We start from the raw sequence: 23,671 nt of genomic DNA on the forward strand, positions 1-23,671 counted from the left end.
TTAAAGATTAACCTGTTCTGATGATGATTCACTTCGTTCTAGTGCGTGATAAGCCACAGCACAGAACAAGGAATTCAACCGTTTCATATCACCAAGCAAACTAGTATGCAGTGAACTGGTTTCAATGCTTTGCATATTATGCAAATGAAGACGTTCTACATGTGCAAACGAGTAACGCTGGTTGAGTAAACGGAAACGATGTTTTGCTCGACGCAATTTACGAGCATGTTCCATGTTGCCGGAAACAAATACCGACATCGCCAGATTCAGATTACTTTGCAGACGCTCAAGGAGTGTCTGTAATTCACGACGTCCTTCCTCCGATAAAAATAAGTGGTGATTTAAACCTTTACTCACCACTTCAGCCGACATACGCGCAATGATAGCGGAAGATTGTTGTAAATTCATCGCGGTATCAATAATTTCAGCCCAACGCCGGGAATCTTCAGTTCCTAGATCATGCTGTTGAATTTGTGCCATATACAATTTAATGCTGCTGTGGAGTAATTCAACCTCTTCTTCTAACTGGCTAATTTCCCTTTTTTGCAGACGATCGCCTTCCATTAAGGCAGTAAAACGTTGCAGCATTTGTTCTATCACATCACCTAATCGTAGCGATTCTCTAACCGCATTAGCAATTGCCAATGAAGGCGTATCAATAGCAGATTGATCTAAATAACGCGGTGCCATTTCAGATCCCGTAGTCGGTAATTCAGGAATGAGTCGCTGACATAATTTCGCCATTATGCCGACAAAAGGGATCATCAAAATACAGCGAGCAAGATTATAAATAACATGAAAATAGATAACGATTTCAGCCGGTGAAAATCCATATTTTTGTATTTCAGAAGCAAGATAGGTTATCCATGGTAAAACAATCAATGCACCAATCAGTTTAAAAAACAAACTCCCCAACACAACTTGTCGAGAGGCAACGCTTTGTCCTCGACTACTGATTAATGCCAGCAAACCACTACCAATATTAGAGCCAATTACAATAGAGAGGCTGATATACAATGGCATTAATCCTGTTGCACTTAATGTCGCTGTTAACAACACAGCCGCAAGGCTTGAGTAACTCACCATTGCAAAGAGCGCACCCACCAATAGCGCTAAAATAGTATCGCCACTAAGAGAAGTAAAAATAGCTTGGACTGCACTTGCGTGCATAATGGGTTCTGCCGATGTCACAATGAGTTGTAAAGCCAACAAAATCAAACCAAGACCAATACCTACACGTCCTAGTTGCCCTACTCGCTCTTTTTTACGGCTTAAAAAAGTAATAACACCAATAAGGATAAGCAGTGGCGATAACCAAGAAAGATCAAACGTCAGCACACGCGCCATCAGTGCAGTACCCACATCTGCCCCTAGCATAATAACAAGTGCCGGTGTAATCGAAATCAACCCTTGTGTCACAAAAGAGATCACTAAAAGCGCCGTCGCATTACTACTTTGGACTAATGCGGTGACACCAACACCCGCAAGAAAAGCATTGGATTTTTTATTAATACTTTTACCTAAAATTCGGCGCAAATCAGAGCCGAAGACACGCATAATGCCAGTACGAACAATATGAGTTCCCCAGACAAGAAGCGCGACAGATGAGAGTAAATGAAGCAGTGTCAGCATAAAAAAATAACCTTATTCTTATCGTTGTTTGTTTGACTCTGTTCTCCTTCAATCTCATAAAAAAGAGAAAGACCACGAGCAGATAATCTATCTGAGAAAAGATTTTTTACGGGTAATGCCTTAATAACGTAAAGTGTTATTAGACAAAAAGATATTGCAACTTAAGTACAATAATCAATGGAGAAGTGAGAATATTACATAGATTAATTTGTAAATTCTGTTAATTATAGCAGAGAATGTGTAACTTTCAAAATCAGCCTGTAAATAACCTATTGATTTATTATCATTTTATTTTAGACAGGCTCCATTCTTAATAAAAAAACGCGACCAGAGGGTATCTCTCTAAGTCGCGCGAAAATATAACAATTTAGTAAGGCAATTCGACTACAAGTTCAGACAGACTATAAATTCAACTTGAACTTACTTCAGACCCATTGCATCACGCATGGTGAAAAACAAGTCTGTTTGGTCAGTTAATCCAACCACATTCGCAGCATGTGGACCATAAGCGGCAACCCGCAATTGCGCCCCAGTATGCTCTTGTGACTCTTCTTCTGAGTTACCGTAATTCACCACCATAACTGCACCATCTTTGGTGATAAGTGCTTGTGTTAACCCACTGGATTTCACATCAGCTTCAATAATTTGGCTTGAATGAGCATGATCAGCAGTCACAATAATCAGCGTATCACCGTTTTGTTTTGCAAAATCTAAGCCGATTTGTACGGCTTCATCTAGTGCAACAGTTTCACCAATTTGACCACAAGGGTTAGCATTATGATCTTGCTTATCGATAGAGGCACTTTCAACTTGTAAGAAGAAGCCATTTTCATTGGTTTTCAGTAAGTCGATCGCTTTTTTAGTCATTTGTGCCAGTGTTGGCGCATTTGGATCGAGTTTGGCATTAGGTTTGCACTCTAAAGGTGGATTATTCAAATTACCATGATACGTGGCTTTTGGACCTTCCCATGCTACATCCATATTGCCTTCATGGAACAAACCTAGTACGGGTTTATCTTGGTTCGCAAGCGAAATCGCATCTAATGATTTTGCATCTTTCACGATTTGATAACCACGCTCAATTGCTTGTTGCTCTAGTGTTTTACCTTTGTATTCACCTGCTGCTGCAGTTTGAGTAAAGCTTTTTGCACCGCCCCCTAATGTTACATCTGCACGAGTGACTAAAAGTTGCTCAGAGATAGAACCTCTACCACCATTTTCTAAGGCATTGGTTGAGCATTTTTCTAACGTTTCAACAGGGCCATAGCATTTGCGTCCTGTTACATGCGAGAACAGTGCTGCAGGTGTCGCATCTTGAATTTCAGAAGTTGTCACGTTCCCTGTCGCCTTTCCATTGGCTTTCGCTAATTCCAAAATAGTTTGATGATCCTTACCAAACACATCAATCCCTAATGCACCATTATAGGTTTTCACACCAGAAGCCCATGCTGTCGCGGATGCAGCAGAATCTGTCACATAATTAGGCTTTTGGGTTTTTCTGTCTAAAGAATAGTGTGTGTATTGACCCGTCATTGGTAAGGCATCGATACCTTTAAAGAAACCACCCGCACCTTCAGCGTAGTTACGCGCAACGGTGATTTCAGAATCCCCCATCCCATCACCAATAAAGAGGATCACATTTTTTGCTTGGTTGTTATTTAAAGCTGCTTTTAATGCCTCAGTTTGATCCTGAGTCATACGGCGAGCGCCGCCAAATTCCGTGATATTACCTTTTGCCGCACGATCTTGAGCTAAAATGGCATCAGCAGCAACGGGAGCAGCAAAAGAAGAGAAACTCGCGCCAGCCAATAGCGTTGTTACAATAACGGATAAGATAGAACGTTGGTAACGATGAGACATAGCTTTTTCCTTGCACTCTAAAGTAAAAAACAGGGTTAATGTTTTAAGTCAGAAAAAGCTTACGGCAGTTAAATGACAGAGAAATGAAAAGTAAAAGTGATTTTGATGACAACTTTATGACAAGCTTATGACAAACAAAAAGCTTATACCGCAAATATGTGTATAAGCTTTCGTTGTATTAAAGCATGGTACTAAGGCATGGTACTAAGGCATGGTACTAAAACATGGCATTAAGGCGTGATCTTAATCTTGAGTTAATGCTTTAGCCCCTAAATACAGGGTTTCACACCAAGAAATATAATCATGCCCACTGGCCATTTCGAGTGATTTAACAGGATAGTCTTTTTGCTCTAAAACCTGTTTAAGATGACGATTATTATTTAAAATCCCCCCTTTATCACCACGACTTTCAAATAACCCCGCTTCTAAGAAAAACTGTAATGGCTTTTTATCTGCTTGCTCAAATTGTCGAATAAGCCATTCTGGCTCTTCATTTTCAGGCGCCCACCAATAAGAGCCAGACATACTCAGTACTTTACCAAAGCGCTCAGGACGATTAAATGCAACCCATGAAGAGGCTAACCCGCCATAACTAGAGCCTGATACAATCGTTTCTTCTCCTGATACGTGAATACCTTTCTCTTTTTCTAACCAAACAAAGAGTTCATCTGCCAAGAAACGGTAAAAATCAGGATTTGGCGGTAACTCAACACTACGACGATCACTATCAATACTATCAACAAATAAGATCATCATTGGTGCCAATTTCCCTTCTTCGATCTGTTTATCAAAAAACCGATCAATACCATATTGGCGACGGTAAGTTTGTCCATCGAATAACACTAAAATTCGAGGTACAGTCATTTTTCTTGCTGGTTGATAAAGTGCGATCTCCCGATCATTATTTAAAATCTGGCTGTGAAAACGCACAATGTCTGTCTTACCTTTCATTGTTCTATCTAGAATATCGGGTAATTGGCATTCACGGTTACTGTCTAATGACAATAAAGAAAAGTGATTATAGACATCCTCAGATTGACTTGGAGAATTTTGGGAATTAAACGGATCAGATTGTGCTGTAGTTAAAATAGCGCGACGCTGTTCGAATGGCTCTGCATTTTCGATGATAGGCACATCAGGCGCTAATTTATATTGCATTAATGTATCGTTAGGTACGATATAACTGCGGTACCAAATATCACTATTGGCTAAATGGGTTAACGGATCATGATTACCATCGGGTGATCCCAATAAATAGACATTCTTTTTTGCACCTTGCCATAAGAAAGTCACTAACTTTTTATCCTTATCATAAGGCTCAATAAGGGGTGTACCTTCATGGCGTACTTGTTGCCAAAATGCCTGAATATTTTGTTGATTCAATTGATGAGCAAGTATTTGTAAACGAGGACTGACAGGTGCAATACCGGCATCTTTATCTAATGGCTGATAAGGCTGTGTTGTCAATGTGAGTTGCCATGGTTTTCCCTCCTCACCTTGTGCAATCAATTGATAACTCGCAGTTTTAGGCAATAAAAAGCGTACTTTTTGTTGCCCATCAGCAGGAACATCTTTTAATAAGCTACGAATATGTGTGCCATTTTGTGTTTCTAAACGTAGATTTTGTATCCCTTTCACATTCAGTTCCGCATAACGTTCACTCTCTAAATGTGAGGTAAAACACAACGTGTTGTTGTTATCAAACTGACCAATTATTTCTTTGCCTTCTGTTACAGATAAACAATTAGCAAAACTAGGGAAAGAAGCCATTAATGCACATATCATCAGAGGAATTCTCACTTTATTATTCTCGTTATAAACTATCGTAAGAAACAATAGTAATGATAATTGTTATCAATTCAATAAATATACTAATTTGCCCATAAAAAATCGTTTTATTAAACGATACGCACAATGCATTTGCATTATACAATGCATTTGCATTATACAATGCATTTGCATTACACAATGCATTTGCATTACAATACTCTGACTTGCAAATTCCCGATCGTTTGAATAACTTATCTGATCATGGGATAAAGTTAAGGAGAAACAATATGATCCTAAATATTGAGGATGTGTCTCTACGCGCTGAATCTCGACTCACTGAGCGTAGTCAAACAACAATTCCTGCGGCCATTCGGGATGCTTTACAGCTAAAGCCGGGAGAATTAATTGAATATTCTCTATTACCTGGGGGTAGAGTCATTATATCTCGACAAGAAAAGGAACAAGATGATCCCGTTATATCTGAATTTCTCTCTTTCCTTGAAAAAGATATGAAGAAAAACCCACAGCATATCAAATCAGTACCTACAACATTATGGGCTGAGGTGAAAGAGCTTACTGATGGCGTTGAAATTGACTTAGACGCACCACTTACTGACTAGCAGAGGTGGAATGGATACTTTAGAAATTAACGGCTGGAAAATCTTTTTTCACCAATGCTTTTTGGATCAGATTATTGAATTGATCGAAAACGTCAAAAAATTGAAAGCATCAGATCCAAGTGGGTATAAGAAAAAAAACGCCACTAAACTACTTACAGCAATCAAAAAAGTAATAGAAGAACGTATAGCTAGAAATCCGCTCGATCCTATATTTCATCTAGGAAACACATTAGGATCTAATAATAAACATTGGTTTAGAGCGAAGTTCTTACAACAGTTTCGTTTATTTTTTCGATGCAGTGAAGAACATAAGATCATCGTTATTGGTTGGGTTAATGATTTTAATACACTACGTGCTTACGACTCTAAAAGTGATGCATATAAAGTATTTTCATCAAAACTAAAAGCAGGAAAGCCACCAAATGATTGGCAAACATTGCTAAAAGAAGCTTCTGCCACAGCAGGAGCAGAAACGCTCTCAATTCAAGATTTTTTCAATCACTAGCGAGCGTTATCAAAGTTACTTTTATTATCTAAAAAAGAGCTCAACGTTATAAAATCACTTCATATTTGAGCTCTTTCACTATTCAATATTTATCTAAATCAACGCTCTTCTAGTGGATAACTGCGGAAACTCCATAATCCTAGCGCTTTTAAACCATCACGATAAATACCTTGTATATCTGATTTACTGGCTTTTTGTAATTCCGCTAATGGCTTATCAGGTGCAACAACCGTTAAGTAAGTGATATCACTTGGACCACTTTGCCAACTTGCTAGAGTAAAAATTGCGTCGGCACGACGAACATGGCTACCAGAGCTAATAATCACGGCTGTTTTAATATGATGTTTGGTTAAAGCGTAACGGCTAAATAACGCATTTTCGACTGTTGTACGCGCATAGTTCTCTTGGAAAATACGTTCTGGCGCAATACCGTTTTTCACCAACCAATCTGCCATTAACTTACCTTCCGTTTGATGCGCTTTAGGCACACCACCTGTGACGACAATCATTGCTTCAGGCAATTGTTTAGCCACTTCTAAGGTCTTATTTAAGCGATCTATCAAAATCTTATTCATGGTGCCATCAGGATTTAATGCATAACCCAATGTCACAATCGCGTTATTATCTTTGGTTTTCTTCAGTTTCGCTAAATCCGCAGGGGTTAATTTATCGCTTAACGGCATTTTGCTAACGCGATCAATTTGTGCAAAGAAGCGGCTAATTTCTTCTGCTTTTGCTGGATTTAATGATTTCAATTTATTGAAATAGGCTTCGCTCTCTTTGTCTTTACCTTCAAAACGAGTCCATGAAGTGACGTAAATTAGCGCATCAATATCATCTGGTGCCGCTTCTAAAATCTGTTTATAAATCGTAATTGCGCGAGAAACATCATTGTTATAGATATAAGCGCTAGCGGTACTAAATAATAAATCGAGGCGATAAGGCTCTAACTTATAAGCTTGTTGCAGTTTTTGCGCCACTATTTCCATATTTGATGGCAGTTTTCCCGTAAAGCCAGCGTCAGAGACACGCGCAGGTGACTTAAAGGCATCTAATGCATCTTGGATCAAACTATCAACCGTTTGACGCTGAGAAACATATTGCTGATAACTATTATCTGGCTGATGAACTTTTTGGTAAGCCAATGCATTTGATGAGACGGTAAAACCTAAAGCAGCAATCGCTAACGAAATGACTGTTTTCTTGATATGAAGTGAAACACGGGAAGGTTGCGCCATTATCTTGTCCTTTTACGAAAAATAGTCTGCTTCTTCATCTGAGCGAATGAAGATAGAGAGTGTGACTCCCCACACCTAATGGCAAAAGAAATACACACCGATAAATCTATACCTAACACCTATAATAAAGATCCCCGCATTAATTTTCAGTAATCTTTTTCACCTTATTGAAAAAAATAGCATTATTATGTAGATAGCTTATTTGACAGATTTTTTTATGTATTTTTATCTTTTGGTAAGTGATTTTGTTCTAATAAGCCATCCGTAATAAAGAATACAGACGATTTATTCTTGAAAGGAAAGAGAGAAGTTTGAAACTAAGTGATTATTTTGATCCTTCCATGTAAAAAACGCCACTAATGGCGTTTTTTACATTATGTTTTTACTCAATATGCTTTGATTGCATCATCAATAATTCTCTGACTAATTCAACGCAACTTAAGAAACGTTCGTCATAATCTGGGGAATTAACTTTAATATATTCAATGTTATTTTTATCAAGCATTTCCATCAGTAAGGTTTGAAAACGACGTCTCTCTTTATCACTGCCTAAACTGCGCAAGCCATCGGCTACCCACGGCGTATTGTTTTCTAGCAAGATAACTAAATCGAAACGGTATTCATCAATTAGCGCTTGAACAAAGGGATGCTCTTTACCTTCATAACGTAAACAAAATGCCTGCGTTGTGACAAAATCCGTATCAACAAAAGCCACTTTATTGGCATATTTAACAGCAAAATCAATATATTGAGCATGTCCTAGTGCAATTTTATCGTAGTCGGAATATTGCAATGCCATTTCATCTCCACCTAAATGAGAAAAGACATAATCACGACCATATTCCCATGCACTTGTAGTATTGAAAATATTGGCAAGCTTATTAACCAACGTGGATTTACCGCTGGATTCGCCACCTAAAATAGCTACGGTACGCACAAAGAAAGGTTTAACTTCTGTGGGGATATATTCCCAATATTTAAAAGGGGCTTGGCGAATTTGACTGCCACTGATATTCATAAATGAACGTTCTGGATCAATCAATACCGTTTCAATCCCTAAGAAAGCATTATATTGATCCGCATCTTCTCGTTCGCTGGTATAGATAAAATCAGGGGTTATCTGCTTTTCTCGCAAAAACATGTTGATCCCTTCACTCCACATTTCCCAACCGTGGGGTTGTGGCTCTATACCGTGTTCATCAAACTCATGAATACGAATATTTTTTTGATATTTAAAGGTTTGTAATAACCAACGCAATCTGTCACTGACCGTCGGTTGTTGTGACATTGCACTGTTAATAAATAGATTTTTATCACGAGGATCGTCATGACAGAGGATCACATGTAATTCATCTACTTGACTACAAGCGCGTTGAATTAAATAAATATGCCCTGTATGAAGCGGATAAAATTTGCCAAAAATAACACCGATGGTTTTCTTTTTTACTGGGTATTCTAACCCTAAAAATTGGTGTAATGCCGACATCTTTTGGGCGCTGGGACTCTTGATTTTATTATTAATCAATTGGCTAAGATAGCCTTTCGTCATATCACTTTCATCAGCAACTTGTTGTAAAGTATATCCATTTTTTCTGATAGCCTGTTTGATATAATCAAAAGAACCCATACTTTTCTCCTTTAGAAGTCTTCCAAATCATCAAGGACAGATAACGCATCTGACAGCTTTTTCACACCATACACTTTCATATCAGGGGGATTTTTTTTCGGCATATTTGCGCTAGGTACAATTGCTCGTTTAAATCCATGTTTTGCTGCTTCTGCAATACGCTCTTGCCCACTAGGTACAGGTCGAATTTCTCCAGCAAGCCCTACTTCACCGAATATCACTAAATCACGCGGTAAAGGACGATTACGAAAACTCGATACTAATGATAATAACAAGGCTAAGTCTGCGCTGGTTTCCGTAACTTTTACCCCGCCAACCACATTAACAAAAACGTCTTGATCAGACATTTGTAATCCACCATGCCGATGTAAAACAGCAAGTAGAATAGCAAGGCGATTTTGCTCTAATCCCACGGCGACACGGCGAGGATTGGACAACATCGAGTGGTCAACTAACGCTTGTATCTCCACCAGCAAAGGTCTTGTACCTTCCCACACAACCATAACAGAGCTGCCTGATGTGATTTCATCGCCTCGACTTAAAAAGATAGCTGAGGGATTGCTCACTTCTCGTAATCCCTGCTCTGTCATCGCAAACACACCTAACTCATTAACAGCGCCAAAACGGTTTTTATGGCTGCGTAAAGTACGAAAACGAGAGTCCGTTTCACCATCCAACATAACAGAACAGTCAATACAGTGTTCCAATACTTTCGGCCCAGCCAATGTGCCATCTTTTGTCACATGGCCTACCATAATAATGGCAACATCATTGGTTTTAGCAAAACGCGTTAAATAAGCCGCGGTTTCTCGCACTTGAGCAACACTACCGGGTGAAGATTGAATATCTGCCATATGCATCACTTGAATAGAGTCAATCACCATTAATTTAGGCTGTTCTTGTGAGGCAATTAAACAAATTTGCTCAATACTGGTTTCTGACAACATATTCAGTTCTGCGGCCGGTAAACCTAATCGATGCGCACGCATAGCAACCTGTTGGAGTGACTCTTCACCCGTAACATATAGCGTTTTCATTTCTGTGGCTAAACGGCACATGGTTTGCAGCAATAAGGTACTTTTACCTGCGCCGGGGCTTCCCCCGATTAAAATGGCACTTCCGGGTACTACACCACCACCTAATACGCGGTCAAACTCTTTAAAGCCCGTTGAGAAACGCGGTAAGGCTTCAAGGCTAATTTCAGAGAGCTTTTGAACTCGGCTGACACCTTTTGCATCACCCGCAAATCCACTAAAGCGATCATTACGGGAAGAAGGGGCGGCAGCAAGACGCACTTCTGTAATTGTATTCCACGCATGACAGGCCGAACATTGTCCTTGCCAACGAGGATAATCTGCACCACATTCATTACATACAAAGGCTCTTTTTGCTGCTTTTGCCACACTTCTCTCCCAACAATAACGATTTTAGAAAAACGCGCTTAGCGCTCTTCGTGTTTTAAACCACCACTTAAAATGCACAATACGCCCATTAGATCCGCATGGCGTATAGCGACTTTCGCCTGAGCATACACTTTAGGCTTTGCATGATAAGCAATACCAAGCCCTGCTTTTCTCAACATTTTAAGATCGTTTGCACCATCACCAATGGCAATTGTTTGCTCCATTGGGATCTCTAAATCTTTCGCTAAACGCGCTAATACTTGCGCTTTGTACTTCGCATCGACAATTGTGCCTTTAACTTTACCCGTTAGTTTGCCATCTTTAATTTCAAGATGGTTAGCAACAGCAGCCACTAAGCGTAATTTTTGTTTTAAATTATCGGCAAAGTACGTAAAGCCACCAGAAGCAATCGCAATATGCCAGTCCATTGCTTGAAGTTTACGCACTAAGCTCGTTAATCCTGGCATTAGTGGTAAATCATCCATTACTTTTTGCAAAATAGATGCATCCGCACCTTTAAGTTCAGCAACGCGGAGTTTTAAGCTTTCACTAAAATCCATTTCGCCTTGCATCGCGCGTTCTGTTATTGCTGCAACTTTATCTCCTACACCCGCCAGTTTTGCAATTTCATCAATGCACTCAATCTGAATAGCTGTAGAGTCCATATCCATCACTAAAAGCCCAGGAGAACGCAAACGAGGAATTTCACCTAGAGGAACGACATCTAAGCCACATTCATCAGATAAACGGCGAATTCGACGGGTTAAACTACCAGCAATACGCACCACTTGATAATCATCAATACGCCATGAAGAAACCACTACGATTGCCACGCCTAATTTATGTTGGAACTCACTAATTCTTTTTTTATCGAGTTCTCGTCCATACAGTAACCATCCGCTATCACCAGCACGATAATCCAGTGGCATTACCTCTTCACCACTGAGTGATAACGGCAGACCTGGCCATTTGCGGATTTCATCCGGTAAATAGCAATAGGTCAGACTATTTGACATACTTATTCTCCTGTTTTCCCCTGTCTGAACAAAATAATCGTTATTCAGCCTATTCTATCTCTGGCTCATCTGGCAACATGCACATACTTGCTTACGCAAAAGGATGAACATGCTTAAAGACAAACTAAAATTCAAACTACAAAAAACGGCGATTATACTGATTTGTATCGCACTATTGGCATTTCTTATGCAAGGCGCGTCTTATTTTAGCCGTGCCAATCAGCACGCCCGTATTACTCAGTTTGAAGAGCTTGCGAAAACGCTGGCAGAACAAGTTGCGTTCTCTTTATCCACTTATATAGATGGCAGTAGCAAAGATAACGTAAATCCCCTCATTATGGCTAATTTAAATCATCTGACCCATGATAGTCGGGTGCTTGATGCCAGTCTTTATCTAGAAGATGGTACACAAATAGCGCATAGTGGTGAAAATGTCACTGTTAAAGAGCGATTAGCTTTAGAAGGGCAAAAAAGTGGCGGTTCTTTTAATCACCAACTTGTTGTGCCTGTGCCAGGCAAAGATAAACCCAAAGGCTTTTTAAGGCTCACACTGGATACTCATCAACTGGTCACTGAATCAAGCCAAGTCGATAACACCACTAATTTATTGCGAGTGATGTTATTAGTTGCACTGGCGATTGGCTTTTTGCTTTCTCATAACCTTCTTCAACTAACGCCCGTTCATTGGCAACAGTCTCCTTATTTATTAACCGCCAATTTACCGCCTCGTACTGAAAAAGAGGAAATGGAAGAAAACGAAAATAATGAAGAAGAGGGATCAAAAGAGAGTGTTAAAGAGAAAAATAGCGACACAGAAAATGAAACAAGTAAAACATAACGTCTTATTCTTTTAGTTTATCATTCAGTGAGTTTAGTCACTCATTAGCTAAACTCACTTTTTCACTTCCATAATTTAGATATATCTAATTTATGCGTATTTTTGTGCTATTACCTTAATCTTTAAAGGGGTTTTGTTTAAAGTCACGGTAAATTTTAATCAAGTCATTAACCTAAAAAGATAAGTTTTAAATCTTTTTCTGGCTCTTTGAGCGCTGAGGTGGTTATGACTGAACAATCTGTTATCCAACGTTGTCAACAAATCGTAGAAAATCCAACCCTTTCCCCTGAACAAAAACGTCATTTTCTCGCATTAGAAGCGGAAAACATGTTGCCTTATCCGTCGCTTCCTGAGGATGCAGCTAAAGCGCTTAATGAACGGGTTATCTGTGATATGTATGAAGGTCACGCCCCTTATAAACCACGTTATGTTTTACCCGATTATGCGAAATTCTTAGCACATGGCTCTCGCTATTTAGAGCTAGAACCTGCACAAGATTTTGATGATGCACTGAATATGCTCACTATTCTTTATCATCATGTGCCTTCAGTTACCTCTATGCCTGTATATTTAGGTCGTATCGATAAAATTTTATTACCTTATGTAGGCGAACTGACCGAAGCGCAACTTTACCCTAAATTAAAACGTTTCTGGCGCTATCTTGATAGAACATTACCCGATGCGTTTATGCATGCGAATATTGGCCCTGAAGACTCCATCATCACGCGCTTGATCCTCAAAGTAGATGTAGAACTTCAACAAGTCGCGCCTAACCTTACCTTTATTTATGATGCGAATGCGACACCGTCTGATTTATTGCATCAGGCGATCACCAATATTTGTCACAGCAGTAAGCCTCATATCGCTAATGGGACTTTGCAAGATGCGGTATTTGGAAAAGATGAATATGGCATTGTCAGTTGTTATAACTCACTGCCACAAAGTGGTGGTGGCAGCACTTTAGTACGGATTAACCTTAAAGAAGTCGCTAAACGTAGCCAAGATAGCCAAGATTTTCTGACGCATGTTTTACCGTTCTATATGCAAAAACAAATCGAGATCATTGATGCCCGTTGCCAATTTCTCTATGAAAAATCCAATTTCTTTGAACAGAGCTTCTTAGTAGAAGAAGGTTTGATCTCGCCTGATCGTTTTGCGCCAATGTTTGGTATTTACGGTATGGCAGAAGCCGTTGCGCTATTACTTGAAAAAGAAGGCAAACAAGTCGCCTATGGTGAGAATGAGTCAGCCAATAAACTTAGCTATATTATCAGTGAAAAACTCGCACAATTTGTTGCAGATACCCCTGTAAAATATGGCTGGAAACAGCGTGCCATGTTACACGCTCAATCGGGTATTAGCTCAGATATTGGTACTACACCCGCAACACGTATTCCTTATGGCACAGAGCCTGATCCGGTCACGCATTTAATGACCGTTGCGCCTCATCATCAGTTTTATACGTCAGGGATCAGCGATATCTTAACGGTTGATGAAACCATCAAACAAAATCCTGATGCGTTAATGCAACTCTGTTTAGGAGCATTTGCTTCTGGATTAAGAGAATTTACCGCCAATGTGGGGGGAAATGATTTAGTCCGTGTTACAGGTTATATGGTGCGTTTATCTGATTTGAAAAAATACAAAGAAGAAGGCTCTCGCCTTAATACCACTTGGTTAGGTGATGAAGCCACTGCAAATTGCCATATTGCTGAACGTAAGCCTCGAGTGATTAGTCATGAACAGCAGATGCGTTTCGATAAATAAAATACTGCCCTTCTCTTGTGTTGATGGTCCAGGTAATCGCCTGGCCATCTTCCTACAAGGATGCAATCTGCGTTGCAAAAATTGTCACAATCCCTACACCATGGGGATCTGTGACAATTGTGGTGACTGTATTCCCACTTGCCCTCAACAAGCCCTTTCATTACAAAATGGTGTTATAAGTTGGAACAGTGCCAGTTGTGAACAATGCGACACCTGTATTCAGCAATGTCCCCGTCAATCAAGCCCGATGACATTAACTTATACAGTCGATGAATTAATAGCGATCACACGTAAATATGCCGCTTTTATTAATGGCATTACTGTCAGTGGCGGTGAATCGACATTACAACTTCCTTTTTTAATTAATTATTTTAAAGCAGTCAAAGAAGCACCCGATCTTAAACATCTCACCTGTTTAATCGACAGTAATGGCACACTTTCTATTAATGGTTGGCAAAAAATAGCCCCTTATATGGAGGGCGCAATGATCGATTTAAAAAGCTGGAATGAAAAGATACATATTGATTTAACGGGACGAGGAAATCAGCGTATTAAAGAATCAATCAAATGGTTAGCTAATAATAATTTACTTACAGAATTACGCCTTTTATATATTCCAGAAAAGACAGACTATTTAGAAAATATTGAATTACTTTCCCAGTTTATTAATTCTCTTGGTGAATCAGTATTAGTCAGAATTAATGCTTTTCATCAGCATGGTGTATATGGCGAAGCAAGTAAATGGATATCAGCACAAAAACAACATATTGATTTATTGAGTAAAGAACTAAATAAAAGACATATATTCAATATTAAAACCCCAGAAATATATTCATAATAAAAATCAATTAAAATCAAAAATAATGATTTAAAATTATAATAAATATAATTAGCAATGCATTTTAAAATAAAATCCATTTATATTGACAGAAAAAGAAGATCAAACTAGTCTTCAAAAAAATCCTGCCAATATAAATGGAAAAATAATTTATGCTTATAAGAAAAAAGATATTTAAGTTATCAATAATTACTTCAATAATTATTCTCTCTTCGTTTAGTCATGCAAATATACCTAATGAACTCAGTGCAACAGATCCTATTTCTTTTTTCTTTGATCAATATCCTATTCAAAATGTAAAGGACTATAAACACAGTCAACATCATCATGGTGTTCTTGGCTATCGAGAAAAAAATAATATTTATACATCAAAATATTCAACTGTAATTATTAACTCAATTGATAATAAAAATACCATTAGTTTTGATTATGGCGCTCATTTTGAACCTTTAGAGATAGAAAATATTGATAAAATAAAAATTATATCTTTATCTCAAGACGGTCTTTATGTAATAGGGAATGGTCGCGATAAAAATAAAGCATTATCACAACTTTTTATTTATAACACGGTGACAAAAGAGGTTAAATTTTTAAGTAATAAAGATAATAATTATTATACTGATGATCATTTTTTAACAACAGAAGATGGTCGATTTAGCCTTTATGCTGATCATGATGAGAGCTACATTCCATTAATGGCAACACATGATGGTTATCTTCCTTATAATAAAATGGTTTACACCATCTATGATAATAAAAAAAACGGAGTCTTTCCGCTTAAACTTTTAGATAAAACAGACCTAAAAAATCATCCAGAACAAGCAAGGTTTAATGTATTTAATAACTTAAATTTTATTGAAAAATTTATTGATAGAAAACCTCAGATTGAAACCAGCACACTTGATGGTAATTATCTTTATGGTTCATTATTAAGAGATAGCAAAAATGAATCCAATACAAATATTGCTTTTGTTTATCACACTGCTAACGATAAATTAATGACACTAACCAGTTCAAATTTTGGATCATCAAAAATCAATGCAGTCTCTAAAAACAATATTTTTATAGGCTGGTATGAATCATGGGATGATAATAAAAAAATACTTTTTCGCCAATCTTTTTTCTATGCACCTTCAGATAGAAACTTCACTAAGATCAATCCACTATATGATACGGATAGTAAATTCAACTTTAAGGCAAATTCAGAAGCTACAGATATTTCTGACGATGGAAATATTATTGTAGGTTGGTCTGAATATAACGAAAAAAGAAATGGAGAAAGCGAGCTTTCAAATTCTCATTATTTAAGAAATGCATTTGTTTATAAAAAAGATAAAAATGAAATTATTGCATTAAAAAATATAAATATGGGAAATGAGTCAGAAGCATATTCAATCTCAGGTGATGGAAATGTTGTGTTTGGTGTGGCAAATGACAGACAAAATAATTGGAAATTAGTGACATGGAAATTACAAAACTCAAATAATTCAAAGCAAAATAAAAATCATTCAGAGCAAAATAAAAATAATGAAAAAACAAATATAGAGAATGTGAAAACTCTTGCTAAGAAGGATATCTATTTAACAAAAAATTTATATGAAAAATTAAAACTAGATCTTGAAAAAGAAAGAAATTCATTATTTTCTTTAAAAGAAAATTTAGAAAAAAAACAAGCTGAACTTAAAAATCAACAAAACGAAGCAATACAAAAAAGAGAGACGATGACTCCTCTCTTAGATAAAAATGAAAATGATTATTTCTCAAAAAATATCCATACCTATGAAGGGTATGGTGATGTTATAGAGAATAATAAAAATGAAATTAATAGAATAGAACAACAACTCAATTCTTTAGATAATTCTCAAGAAGGTCAAAATGTAAAATTTATTGAGTCTCAATATAATCAAGCTAAAACTGCATTAGCTCAATTGCAAACAATACCCAAAAAAGAAACAGAACAAGACCGCTTAGCCAAAGAGCAAGCCGATAAAGCTAAAGCCGAACAAGACCGCTTAGCCAAAGAGCAAGCCGATAAAGCTAAAGCCGAACAAGACCGTTTAGCCAAAGAGCAAGCCAATAAAGCCAAAGCCGAACAAGACCGCATAGCCAAAGAGCAAGCCGATAAAGCCAAAGCGGAGCAAGAGCGCTTAGCCAAAGAGCAAGCCAATAAAGCCAAAGCCGAACAAGACCGCATAGCCAAAGAGCAAGCCGATAAAGCCAAAGCGGAGCAAGAGCGCTTAGCCAAAGAGCAAGCAGATAAAGCCAAAGCCGAGCAAGAGCGCCTAGCCAAAGAGCAAGCCGATAAAGCTAAAGCCGAACAAGACCGTTTAGCCAAAGAGCAAGCCGATAAAGCCAAAGCCGAACAAGACCGCCTAGCCAAAGAGCAAGCCGATAAAGCCAAAGAGCAAGCAGATAAAGCCAAAGCCGAGCAAGAGCGCCTAGCCAAAGAGCAAGCCGATAAAGCCAAAGCCGAGCAAGAGCGCCTAGCCAAAGAGCAAGCCGATAAAGCCAAAGCCGAGCAAGAGCGCCTAGCCAAAGAGCAAGCCGATAAAGCTAAAGGCGAACAAGACCGCTTAGCCAAAGAGCAAGCTGATAAAGCCAAAGCCGAACAAAACCGCTTAGCCAAAGAGCAAGAAAAAATTGAGCCATCAATTATTGCCAGCAAACCTATCGATATTAAAAACACTTATAAATCAATGATATTAATGGCTGAAAACGACTATAAATTTATGGATATACAACAAGGACAACTGCGCCATTTAGCTTCAGCAACTTGTTCTGTGGGTACTGAAAAAGCCTGTATTAGTGGCTTTGCACACTACCAAAACGTAAATAAAGCCAATGCAACACAAACGGGATTAAGTGGCGCTTATCGTTTTGATATCAACGCAATTCCATTCGTTGTCGGGCTTGCCATTGATACTGATGTCTATTCCTCATTGCCAAAAGGGTATCAATATCAAGGTTATGCATTACCTTTAATTGGTTTTAGCCTAGATTTAATGCCATCACTCAATGCAGAATTAAATAGCGATGCATTACATCTGTCATTAAAAGGGGCTTATTTAAATCGAAAAGTTTCTATCGAAAGACAAATATTAGAAGATACTGAAGCGGGTAAAGGTAATGCTAAAATTTCTGGTTATCACATTGAGTTACAAGGTTACTTCCCTTATTCAATAAACGATGAATTATTACTGACACCCTTTGCTGGGCTTACTTTTAATCAAATCTCACGTTCAGCTTATAGTGAAACTCAAAATGCGCAATTTGCCGTACACTATGATCCGCTTAACGCACACTCATTGTTAGCAAAAATGGGGTTAGGCATGGATCATTTATTGGGTTCATCTTTCATATTGAATACTAAAGCGGGCTTCTTATGGGATTTATCACATCATCAAGGTGATTTCGGTAGCCATATTGACTATTTAGGTCAGCAAAAAATTGATTACACAGAAAATAAAAAGCAGTTAACACAACGTCCATTTGCGCATATTGGATTAACGTATCAAGTGGATAAACACTCATCTATTGGTACTAAAGCAAATTGGGAAATGACCACCTATCGCAATCACGATATGCAATTTGGTATTAACTACGCCTATCGTTTCTAATTCCATATTGTTACGTTTAGCAGTAATATTCGGCTTCCTATAAAAATATAGGAAGCCATTTTTTTCACTAACACGGATTAAGATAGCCCGTTATTTTTAATAGTAGAAACACTTTTTTCCGTATCAACCCACCACACCTTCGTCGAAACTTTCTCAAGAAGCGCTTTATTGTGGCTAAAAATAATCAAGCTTAAGGGGCGTTTTTGGCTTTCATCAATTAACACTTTCCAAATTTCAGCTTGAATTTGAGCATCCAATTGTGCCGTTACCTCATCTGCAATCAATATTTGAGTGCGAGGATCAAGCGCCCTTAATAGGGCAATACGCGCTAGCTCTCCTCCTGATAATTCATTAGGTCTACGCGTTAACCACTCTGGCTTTATTCGTAATTTTTCCAGCCAATGTTTATCTGGCGACCAGGCATCGCGCACACTTTCGCCTGTTGTTCGAAAAGGGTTAAAACACTTATCAGGATGTTGAGGAACTAATTGAATGGGACAATAACCCTTTTTAGGCAATGGGTTGCCATTAACAAGAATTGAACCGTGAGTGGGTGCTTGCCACTGTGCTAAAACGCGACCTAAGGTTGTTTTTCCTGTGCCACTTGGCGCTGAAATACCGAGTCGCTCTCCCGCATTTAACGAAAAGGAGAGATCTTGCCATAACACCTTACCTGCTTGCTCCACAGATAATTGTTTTAACTCTAAAAGTGGCATAAAGATAACTCCAGAAATAACAGATGAAATGTATAAAAATAAGACTTAAGGACACAATATTATAATGGATTAAGTGATGTTTCTTTTGTATTTATAAATTGTTGTTCAGGTAATGCACTCCAGAGTGTCTTCAATCTCTCACTACCTTCATGGCGATTTAGCACATTAGCAGGAATAATTTCGTTAACCTCACCTTGATTAAGTACCGCTATCGTATCCGCAAACCGTGCCGCTAAAGCTAAATCATGTGTAACCCAAAGCACTGATTTACCTTGATTGCATAACGCTCTTAAATGCCCTAATAACAAACACGCATGTTCATCATCAAGCCACGAGGTGATTTCATCAGCCAGAATATATTGTGCATTAGAAAGCGTTGCATTACAGGCTAATACGCGTTTCGCCATTCCACCAGACAGTTTTGCTGGATATGTTTTTACCAAGGAGCCTGAAAGATGATAAAGACCGAGCTGTTGCACGATATCATCAGACGTAACATCCGCACCACTTAAACGAGCAGAGCGACTTAATTGATCACCGATACAGATCAATGGATTGAGCGCGCTGACACCTTGAGGAATATAACAAAAAGTATTCCCACGATAAGCAATAAGCTCTCGTTCACTTAATGTATGTCCATTCAGTTTAATCGCGCCACGAACTCGCATATTGGCAGGCAAAAGCCCTAGCGCACTTTGTAATAACAGACTTTTACCTTCACCACTGCCGCCCACTAATGCCAGCATCTTTCCGGGTTTAATATCCAATGAGATTGATTTTAGCAACGGCTGCCAATTTCGTTTTCCTAACCAACGAAACTGTGCGATATCAATGGAAAGCTGTTCAAAACTTAACATCCTGCCCCTCTTAGCCATAATTGTTGCATTGCTTTAGCAAATTGATCGAAAATCAATACTAAGCACATCAAAATTAACCCCGGAAACACCACCATCCACCAAGAGCCAGTACTCAAATAGCGTAGTGCATCTGCCAGTAATAAACCGAGTGAAGGTTCATGCGCTGCCTGACCAAAACCGAGGAAACTTAACGCTGCGCTATGCAATACTGCATGAGGGAACATTAACAAGGTTCCCACAATCCACTGAGGTAATAGCATTGGAATATAGTGTTTTTTTACGCACTCAAAAGGTGAATTGCCAATACGACGCGATAACATCACATAATCCGCTTCACGGATACGCTGAATTTCACCTCGTAAAATTAACGCAAGCTTAGGCCAGTGAGTTAATGCCACCGCCCAAATCACCCCTTGTTGCCCACCACCTAAGGTAAAACAAATAAGAATAAGCAGTAATAAGTGAGGTAATGCCAAAAGCGCATCAACAACACCTCTTACAAAAAAATCGCAATAGCGATTAATGGAAGAAATTCCTGCAAAAATCAACGCAATCGTGCCACTCACAACCGCACTTGTTACACCAATGTTTAAGCTACTTAACATGCCTTGAAAGCAACGTAGCCATAATGAACGACCTAAGTTATCCGTCCCAAACCAATATTGACCTGATGGGGCTTGATTCCTAGCCAGAAAATCCATTGCGATATCAGTATGAGAAACAGAAAAGCCATACGCAACTAACCCAATTAACGCGAAGGTGACTAACAAAAGTCGCAACAATGGCTTGTTCGGATCGTAAATCATGAGTCTCGCAAAATTCCTTTATTAATACGTCGTAATAGGCTGTTAGAAATGCTATTACCGAAGAAAATCAAAATAGTGCTGAAAACCACAATGCCCATTAACAGAGGAATATCACCTCGTAACCCCGCATCAACGGTTGCCTGTCCTAATCCAGGATAAGCAAATACTTTCTCTGCTAAGAGAGAGCCACCGAGCAGTTCACCAATGGATGCAAACTGTAAGCAAAGTGCAGGTGTAATGGCATGACGTAGAACATGAAATAGCATCATAGCCCAGCCTTTATCACCTTGAGCTTTAGCAAAATGGATAAATTCACTGCCCATCACCTCGGCAACTTTCGCGCGAGTATGCAGTGCGATATTCCCTGTTCCTAATAAACCAAGCGCAATCATAGGTAAAATAAGATGTGAAAAACGCTGGCTTAACGTTGCTGTTTCAGCACTACTTCCCATTGGCCACGCACAACAAATTGGCGCCCAATGTAAGGTGACAGAAAATAGAGATAACAGCAGTAACCCTACCCAGAACGTCGGTAACGCGGCTAATAAATAAGATAAAGTAGAGATAATTCTATCTGGCCAGCGATTAAGGTATCGACCCGCGACTAATCCCATCACAACACCAATAACACCGGAAAATACCCACGCTGAAAAAAGCAAAATAAACGAAGGTCCTGCACGTTCACGAATAACATCAATAACAGGCATGTTATACAACATAGAATAGCCAAAATCCCCTTGAATGATTTGGCTAAACCAAAGCCAAAATCGCATCCATAAAGGTTGGTCAATTCCCCAACGCGCTGCAATTAAAGGATATTGTTCAGGAGGAACATTCAGTAGATCACTACCGATATAAGCCTTAATGGGATCGATTGGCGAAAAACTTAATAAAATAAAAACACCTGCTGTTGTCACCAACAGCAGGCAGAGTAATCGCAGGAAAAAACCTGCACTTTGACGTATTACTGACAAGTCCACTTCCAAGTATCTACGCTATTTAATAATGACCATGAACCATGGATTTCAGGAGTTCCTGTACCCAGATCAACACAAGGATTAGTTAGGTAAGTGTGTTGCACATTCATCAGCCAAGCCCAAGCGGCATCACCTTTTACACCAGCACCGTTTTTACCATCCCACTCTACTGCTTTCCAATGAGGAACGGCTTCTTGCCATGTATGCGCATCAAGTGCGGCTTGTAGATGTTTTTCGACTTCAGGATTTTTGTAATAGCCTGGATTATAATAACCAACCCCCGCAGCATTAGCGCTGTAGTGATGATATAACTCCATCGGATCAAGGCTACCCCAACCAAATAAAGTTGGATTTGAGTGCATATAGCGCTCTACTGTATCCCAACTTCCTGATTTAAGATCCATTTGAATGCCAAGAGGTTGCACTAACGCACGAATTGACTCAGCTAAATCACGACGTGTTGCATCACCACTGGTATACCATAAAGTGAGTTTTGCTTCTAAACCGTCTTTTTCACGAATACCGTTTTTATTCAGCTTCCAGCCTGCATCTTCAAGAATTTGTTTTGCTTTTACAACATCACCATCTTTGAAAGCAGCATCAGTTTGATCCCAAGGTAAGCCTTTTACGCCGGTATATGCAGGAACGGCATAACCATCAAGCACTTGCTCTGAAAGCAACTTACGATCTAACGCGTAGTTAATAGCTTTACGAATAGCGATATCAGCGGTGATATCATTACCAATATCATAGCCTTGGGCGTTTTTCTCACCTGATTTTACCATTGGGAAAACAATACCGCGATTTTCAACACTCGGTCTTTCCCACAATTTAGTATTTGGTAAATTCTTAGCAATTGCAGCCGTTGCAGGTGGAATACGCACAATACCTAATTGTCCACTTTGCGCAGCAGCAAAAGCCGCATCTTCGTCAAGGAAAACGAAAATCAATTTTTCAAAATCGTTTTTCTGTCCCGCATAGTAAGGGTTTGCTTCAACGATTAATTGCTGACCCGGTTGGAAACTGACCATGCGATAAGGACCTGCACCAATTGGCTTTTGTGCATAGGTTTTTTCATCATACTTATCGGCAGAAACAATACCTAAAGAGCCGAGCACGTTTACGAAAGTACTTTGTGGTGCTTTTAGCGTGATGGTGACATGCAAATCATCATCTGCTTTTGCAGAGAGGAAGTTGCCCATATCAACTTTACCGCCACTGGCAGCCGCATTGTTATAAGTAAATACGATATCTTTTGCTGTAAGCGGTAAGCCATCAGAGAATTTTAAATCTGGCTTTAATGTTAATTTCCATGTTTTACCATCTTCACTTGGCTGATAGTCATTTAACATATTGCTATACCAAGAGAGATCCGCATTTTGCTTTAACAATGGGCTATGAAGAAGTAAATAACTACCATGACTCCAACCCAGCATTGGGTCAAAACCTTCTGTTGGCTCTTCACCAATAGCTAATTTCAGCGTTTGAGCAGATGTTGCAAAAGGGACGCTTAACGCGGCTAAGCAAGTTAACGTTACTAATGATTGACGCCAACCAAACCGAATAGACATAAAACATTCTCCG

General features: G+C 38.9%; 18 protein-coding genes. 6 read left to right on the forward strand and 12 right to left on the reverse strand.

The window, feature by feature from the left end; all coding sequences use genetic code 11:
- From BTA34_RS14115 to BTA34_RS14125, 3 genes are all read right to left on the reverse strand, one after another.
- Complete coding sequence (locus BTA34_RS14115; RefSeq protein WP_151436110.1) at positions 1-1,632, reverse strand: Na/Pi cotransporter family protein; 1,632 nt, start codon at positions 1,630-1,632, stop codon at positions 1-3.
- A 420-nt stretch (positions 1,633-2,052) separates the two neighbouring features.
- Complete coding sequence (phoA, locus tag BTA34_RS14120; RefSeq protein WP_151436111.1) at positions 2,053-3,492, reverse strand: alkaline phosphatase; 1,440 nt, start codon at positions 3,490-3,492, stop codon at positions 2,053-2,055.
- A 243-nt stretch (positions 3,493-3,735) separates the two neighbouring features.
- On the reverse strand, positions 3,736-5,292 hold the full coding sequence (locus tag BTA34_RS14125; protein WP_265576097.1) for an alpha/beta hydrolase-fold protein: 1,557 nt from the start codon (positions 5,290-5,292) through the stop codon (positions 3,736-3,738).
- A gap of 257 nt (positions 5,293-5,549) precedes the next feature.
- Between BTA34_RS14125 and BTA34_RS14130 the strand changes: the two genes are divergently transcribed.
- Both BTA34_RS14130 and BTA34_RS14135 read left to right on the forward strand, forming a co-directional pair.
- Positions 5,550-5,882, forward strand: coding sequence for a type II toxin-antitoxin system PrlF family antitoxin (locus BTA34_RS14130; protein ID WP_151436112.1), 333 nt, complete (start codon positions 5,550-5,552; stop codon positions 5,880-5,882).
- 10 nt (positions 5,883-5,892) lie between these two features.
- A complete protein-coding gene (locus tag BTA34_RS14135) occupies positions 5,893-6,387 on the forward strand; it encodes a type II toxin-antitoxin system YhaV family toxin (RefSeq protein WP_151436113.1) in 495 nt (164 codons plus the stop codon).
- Between the two features lie 98 nt (positions 6,388-6,485).
- Here BTA34_RS14135 and BTA34_RS14140 read toward each other — a convergent pair whose 3' ends face one another.
- The 4 genes from BTA34_RS14140 to serB form a co-directional block, all read right to left on the reverse strand.
- On the reverse strand, positions 6,486-7,625 hold the full coding sequence (locus tag BTA34_RS14140) for an ElyC/SanA/YdcF family protein (protein WP_151436114.1): 1,140 nt from the start codon (positions 7,623-7,625) through the stop codon (positions 6,486-6,488).
- Positions 7,626-8,007: 382 nt separating this feature from the next.
- On the reverse strand, positions 8,008-9,252 hold the full coding sequence (gene nadR / locus BTA34_RS14145; RefSeq protein ID WP_151436115.1) for a multifunctional transcriptional regulator/nicotinamide-nucleotide adenylyltransferase/ribosylnicotinamide kinase NadR: 1,245 nt from the start codon (positions 9,250-9,252) through the stop codon (positions 8,008-8,010).
- 11 nt (positions 9,253-9,263) lie between these two features.
- The gene (gene radA / locus BTA34_RS14150) at positions 9,264-10,655 is read right to left on the reverse strand and encodes a DNA repair protein RadA (RefSeq protein ID WP_151436116.1); all 1,392 of its coding nucleotides are present in this window, start codon (positions 10,653-10,655) and stop codon (positions 9,264-9,266) included.
- A 38-nt stretch (positions 10,656-10,693) separates the two neighbouring features.
- Positions 10,694-11,671, reverse strand: coding sequence for a phosphoserine phosphatase (gene serB, locus BTA34_RS14155; RefSeq protein ID WP_151436117.1), 978 nt, complete (start codon positions 11,669-11,671; stop codon positions 10,694-10,696).
- Between the two features lie 109 nt (positions 11,672-11,780).
- On the opposite strand from serB, the gene BTA34_RS14160 reads away from it, so the two are divergent.
- From BTA34_RS14160 to BTA34_RS18450, 4 genes are all read left to right on the forward strand, one after another.
- Entirely contained in the window at positions 11,781-12,509 is a 729-nt protein-coding gene (locus BTA34_RS14160; protein WP_151436118.1) for a YtjB family periplasmic protein, read from the forward strand.
- A 225-nt stretch (positions 12,510-12,734) separates the two neighbouring features.
- The gene (locus tag BTA34_RS14165) at positions 12,735-14,276 is read left to right on the forward strand and encodes a YjjI family glycine radical enzyme (RefSeq protein ID WP_151436119.1); all 1,542 of its coding nucleotides are present in this window, start codon (positions 12,735-12,737) and stop codon (positions 14,274-14,276) included.
- Entirely contained in the window at positions 14,248-15,114 is an 867-nt protein-coding gene (locus tag BTA34_RS14170; RefSeq protein ID WP_151436120.1) for a YjjW family glycine radical enzyme activase, read from the forward strand. Before BTA34_RS14165 ends, BTA34_RS14170 begins: the two co-directional genes overlap by 29 nt.
- A 152-nt stretch (positions 15,115-15,266) precedes the next feature.
- A complete protein-coding gene (locus tag BTA34_RS18450) occupies positions 15,267-18,731 on the forward strand; it encodes an autotransporter domain-containing protein (RefSeq protein WP_265576098.1) in 3,465 nt (1,154 codons plus the stop codon).
- 77 nt (positions 18,732-18,808) lie between these two features.
- Here the strand turns inward: BTA34_RS18450 and BTA34_RS14180 are convergent, their stop codons facing one another.
- Genes BTA34_RS14180 through BTA34_RS14200 form a run of 5 tightly spaced genes read right to left on the reverse strand, consistent with a single transcriptional unit; the run spans position 18,809 to position 23,658 of the window.
- Positions 18,809-19,447: an ATP-binding cassette domain-containing protein gene (locus BTA34_RS14180; RefSeq protein ID WP_151436121.1), complete on the reverse strand. Its 639-nt coding sequence runs from the start codon at positions 19,445-19,447 to the stop codon at positions 18,809-18,811.
- A gap of 59 nt (positions 19,448-19,506) precedes the next feature.
- Positions 19,507-20,304, reverse strand: a complete 798-nt coding sequence (locus tag BTA34_RS14185) for an ATP-binding cassette domain-containing protein (protein WP_151436122.1) — start codon at positions 20,302-20,304, stop codon at positions 19,507-19,509.
- A complete protein-coding gene (locus BTA34_RS14190) occupies positions 20,298-21,110 on the reverse strand; it encodes an ABC transporter permease (protein ID WP_151436123.1) in 813 nt (270 codons plus the stop codon). Before BTA34_RS14190 ends, BTA34_RS14185 begins: the two co-directional genes overlap by 7 nt.
- The gene (locus tag BTA34_RS14195) at positions 21,107-22,090 is read right to left on the reverse strand and encodes an ABC transporter permease (protein ID WP_162558391.1); all 984 of its coding nucleotides are present in this window, start codon (positions 22,088-22,090) and stop codon (positions 21,107-21,109) included. Before BTA34_RS14195 ends, BTA34_RS14190 begins: the two co-directional genes overlap by 4 nt.
- Positions 22,075-23,658: an ABC transporter substrate-binding protein gene (locus BTA34_RS14200; protein WP_151436124.1), complete on the reverse strand. Its 1,584-nt coding sequence runs from the start codon at positions 23,656-23,658 to the stop codon at positions 22,075-22,077. Before BTA34_RS14200 ends, BTA34_RS14195 begins: the two co-directional genes overlap by 16 nt.
- Positions 23,659-23,671: the final 13 nt, after the last annotated feature.

The sequence above is a fragment of the Proteus sp. CD3 genome (assembly GCF_008808075.1).
In the GTDB taxonomy this organism is placed as follows: Bacteria; Pseudomonadota; Gammaproteobacteria; order Enterobacterales; family Enterobacteriaceae; genus Proteus; species Proteus appendicitidis.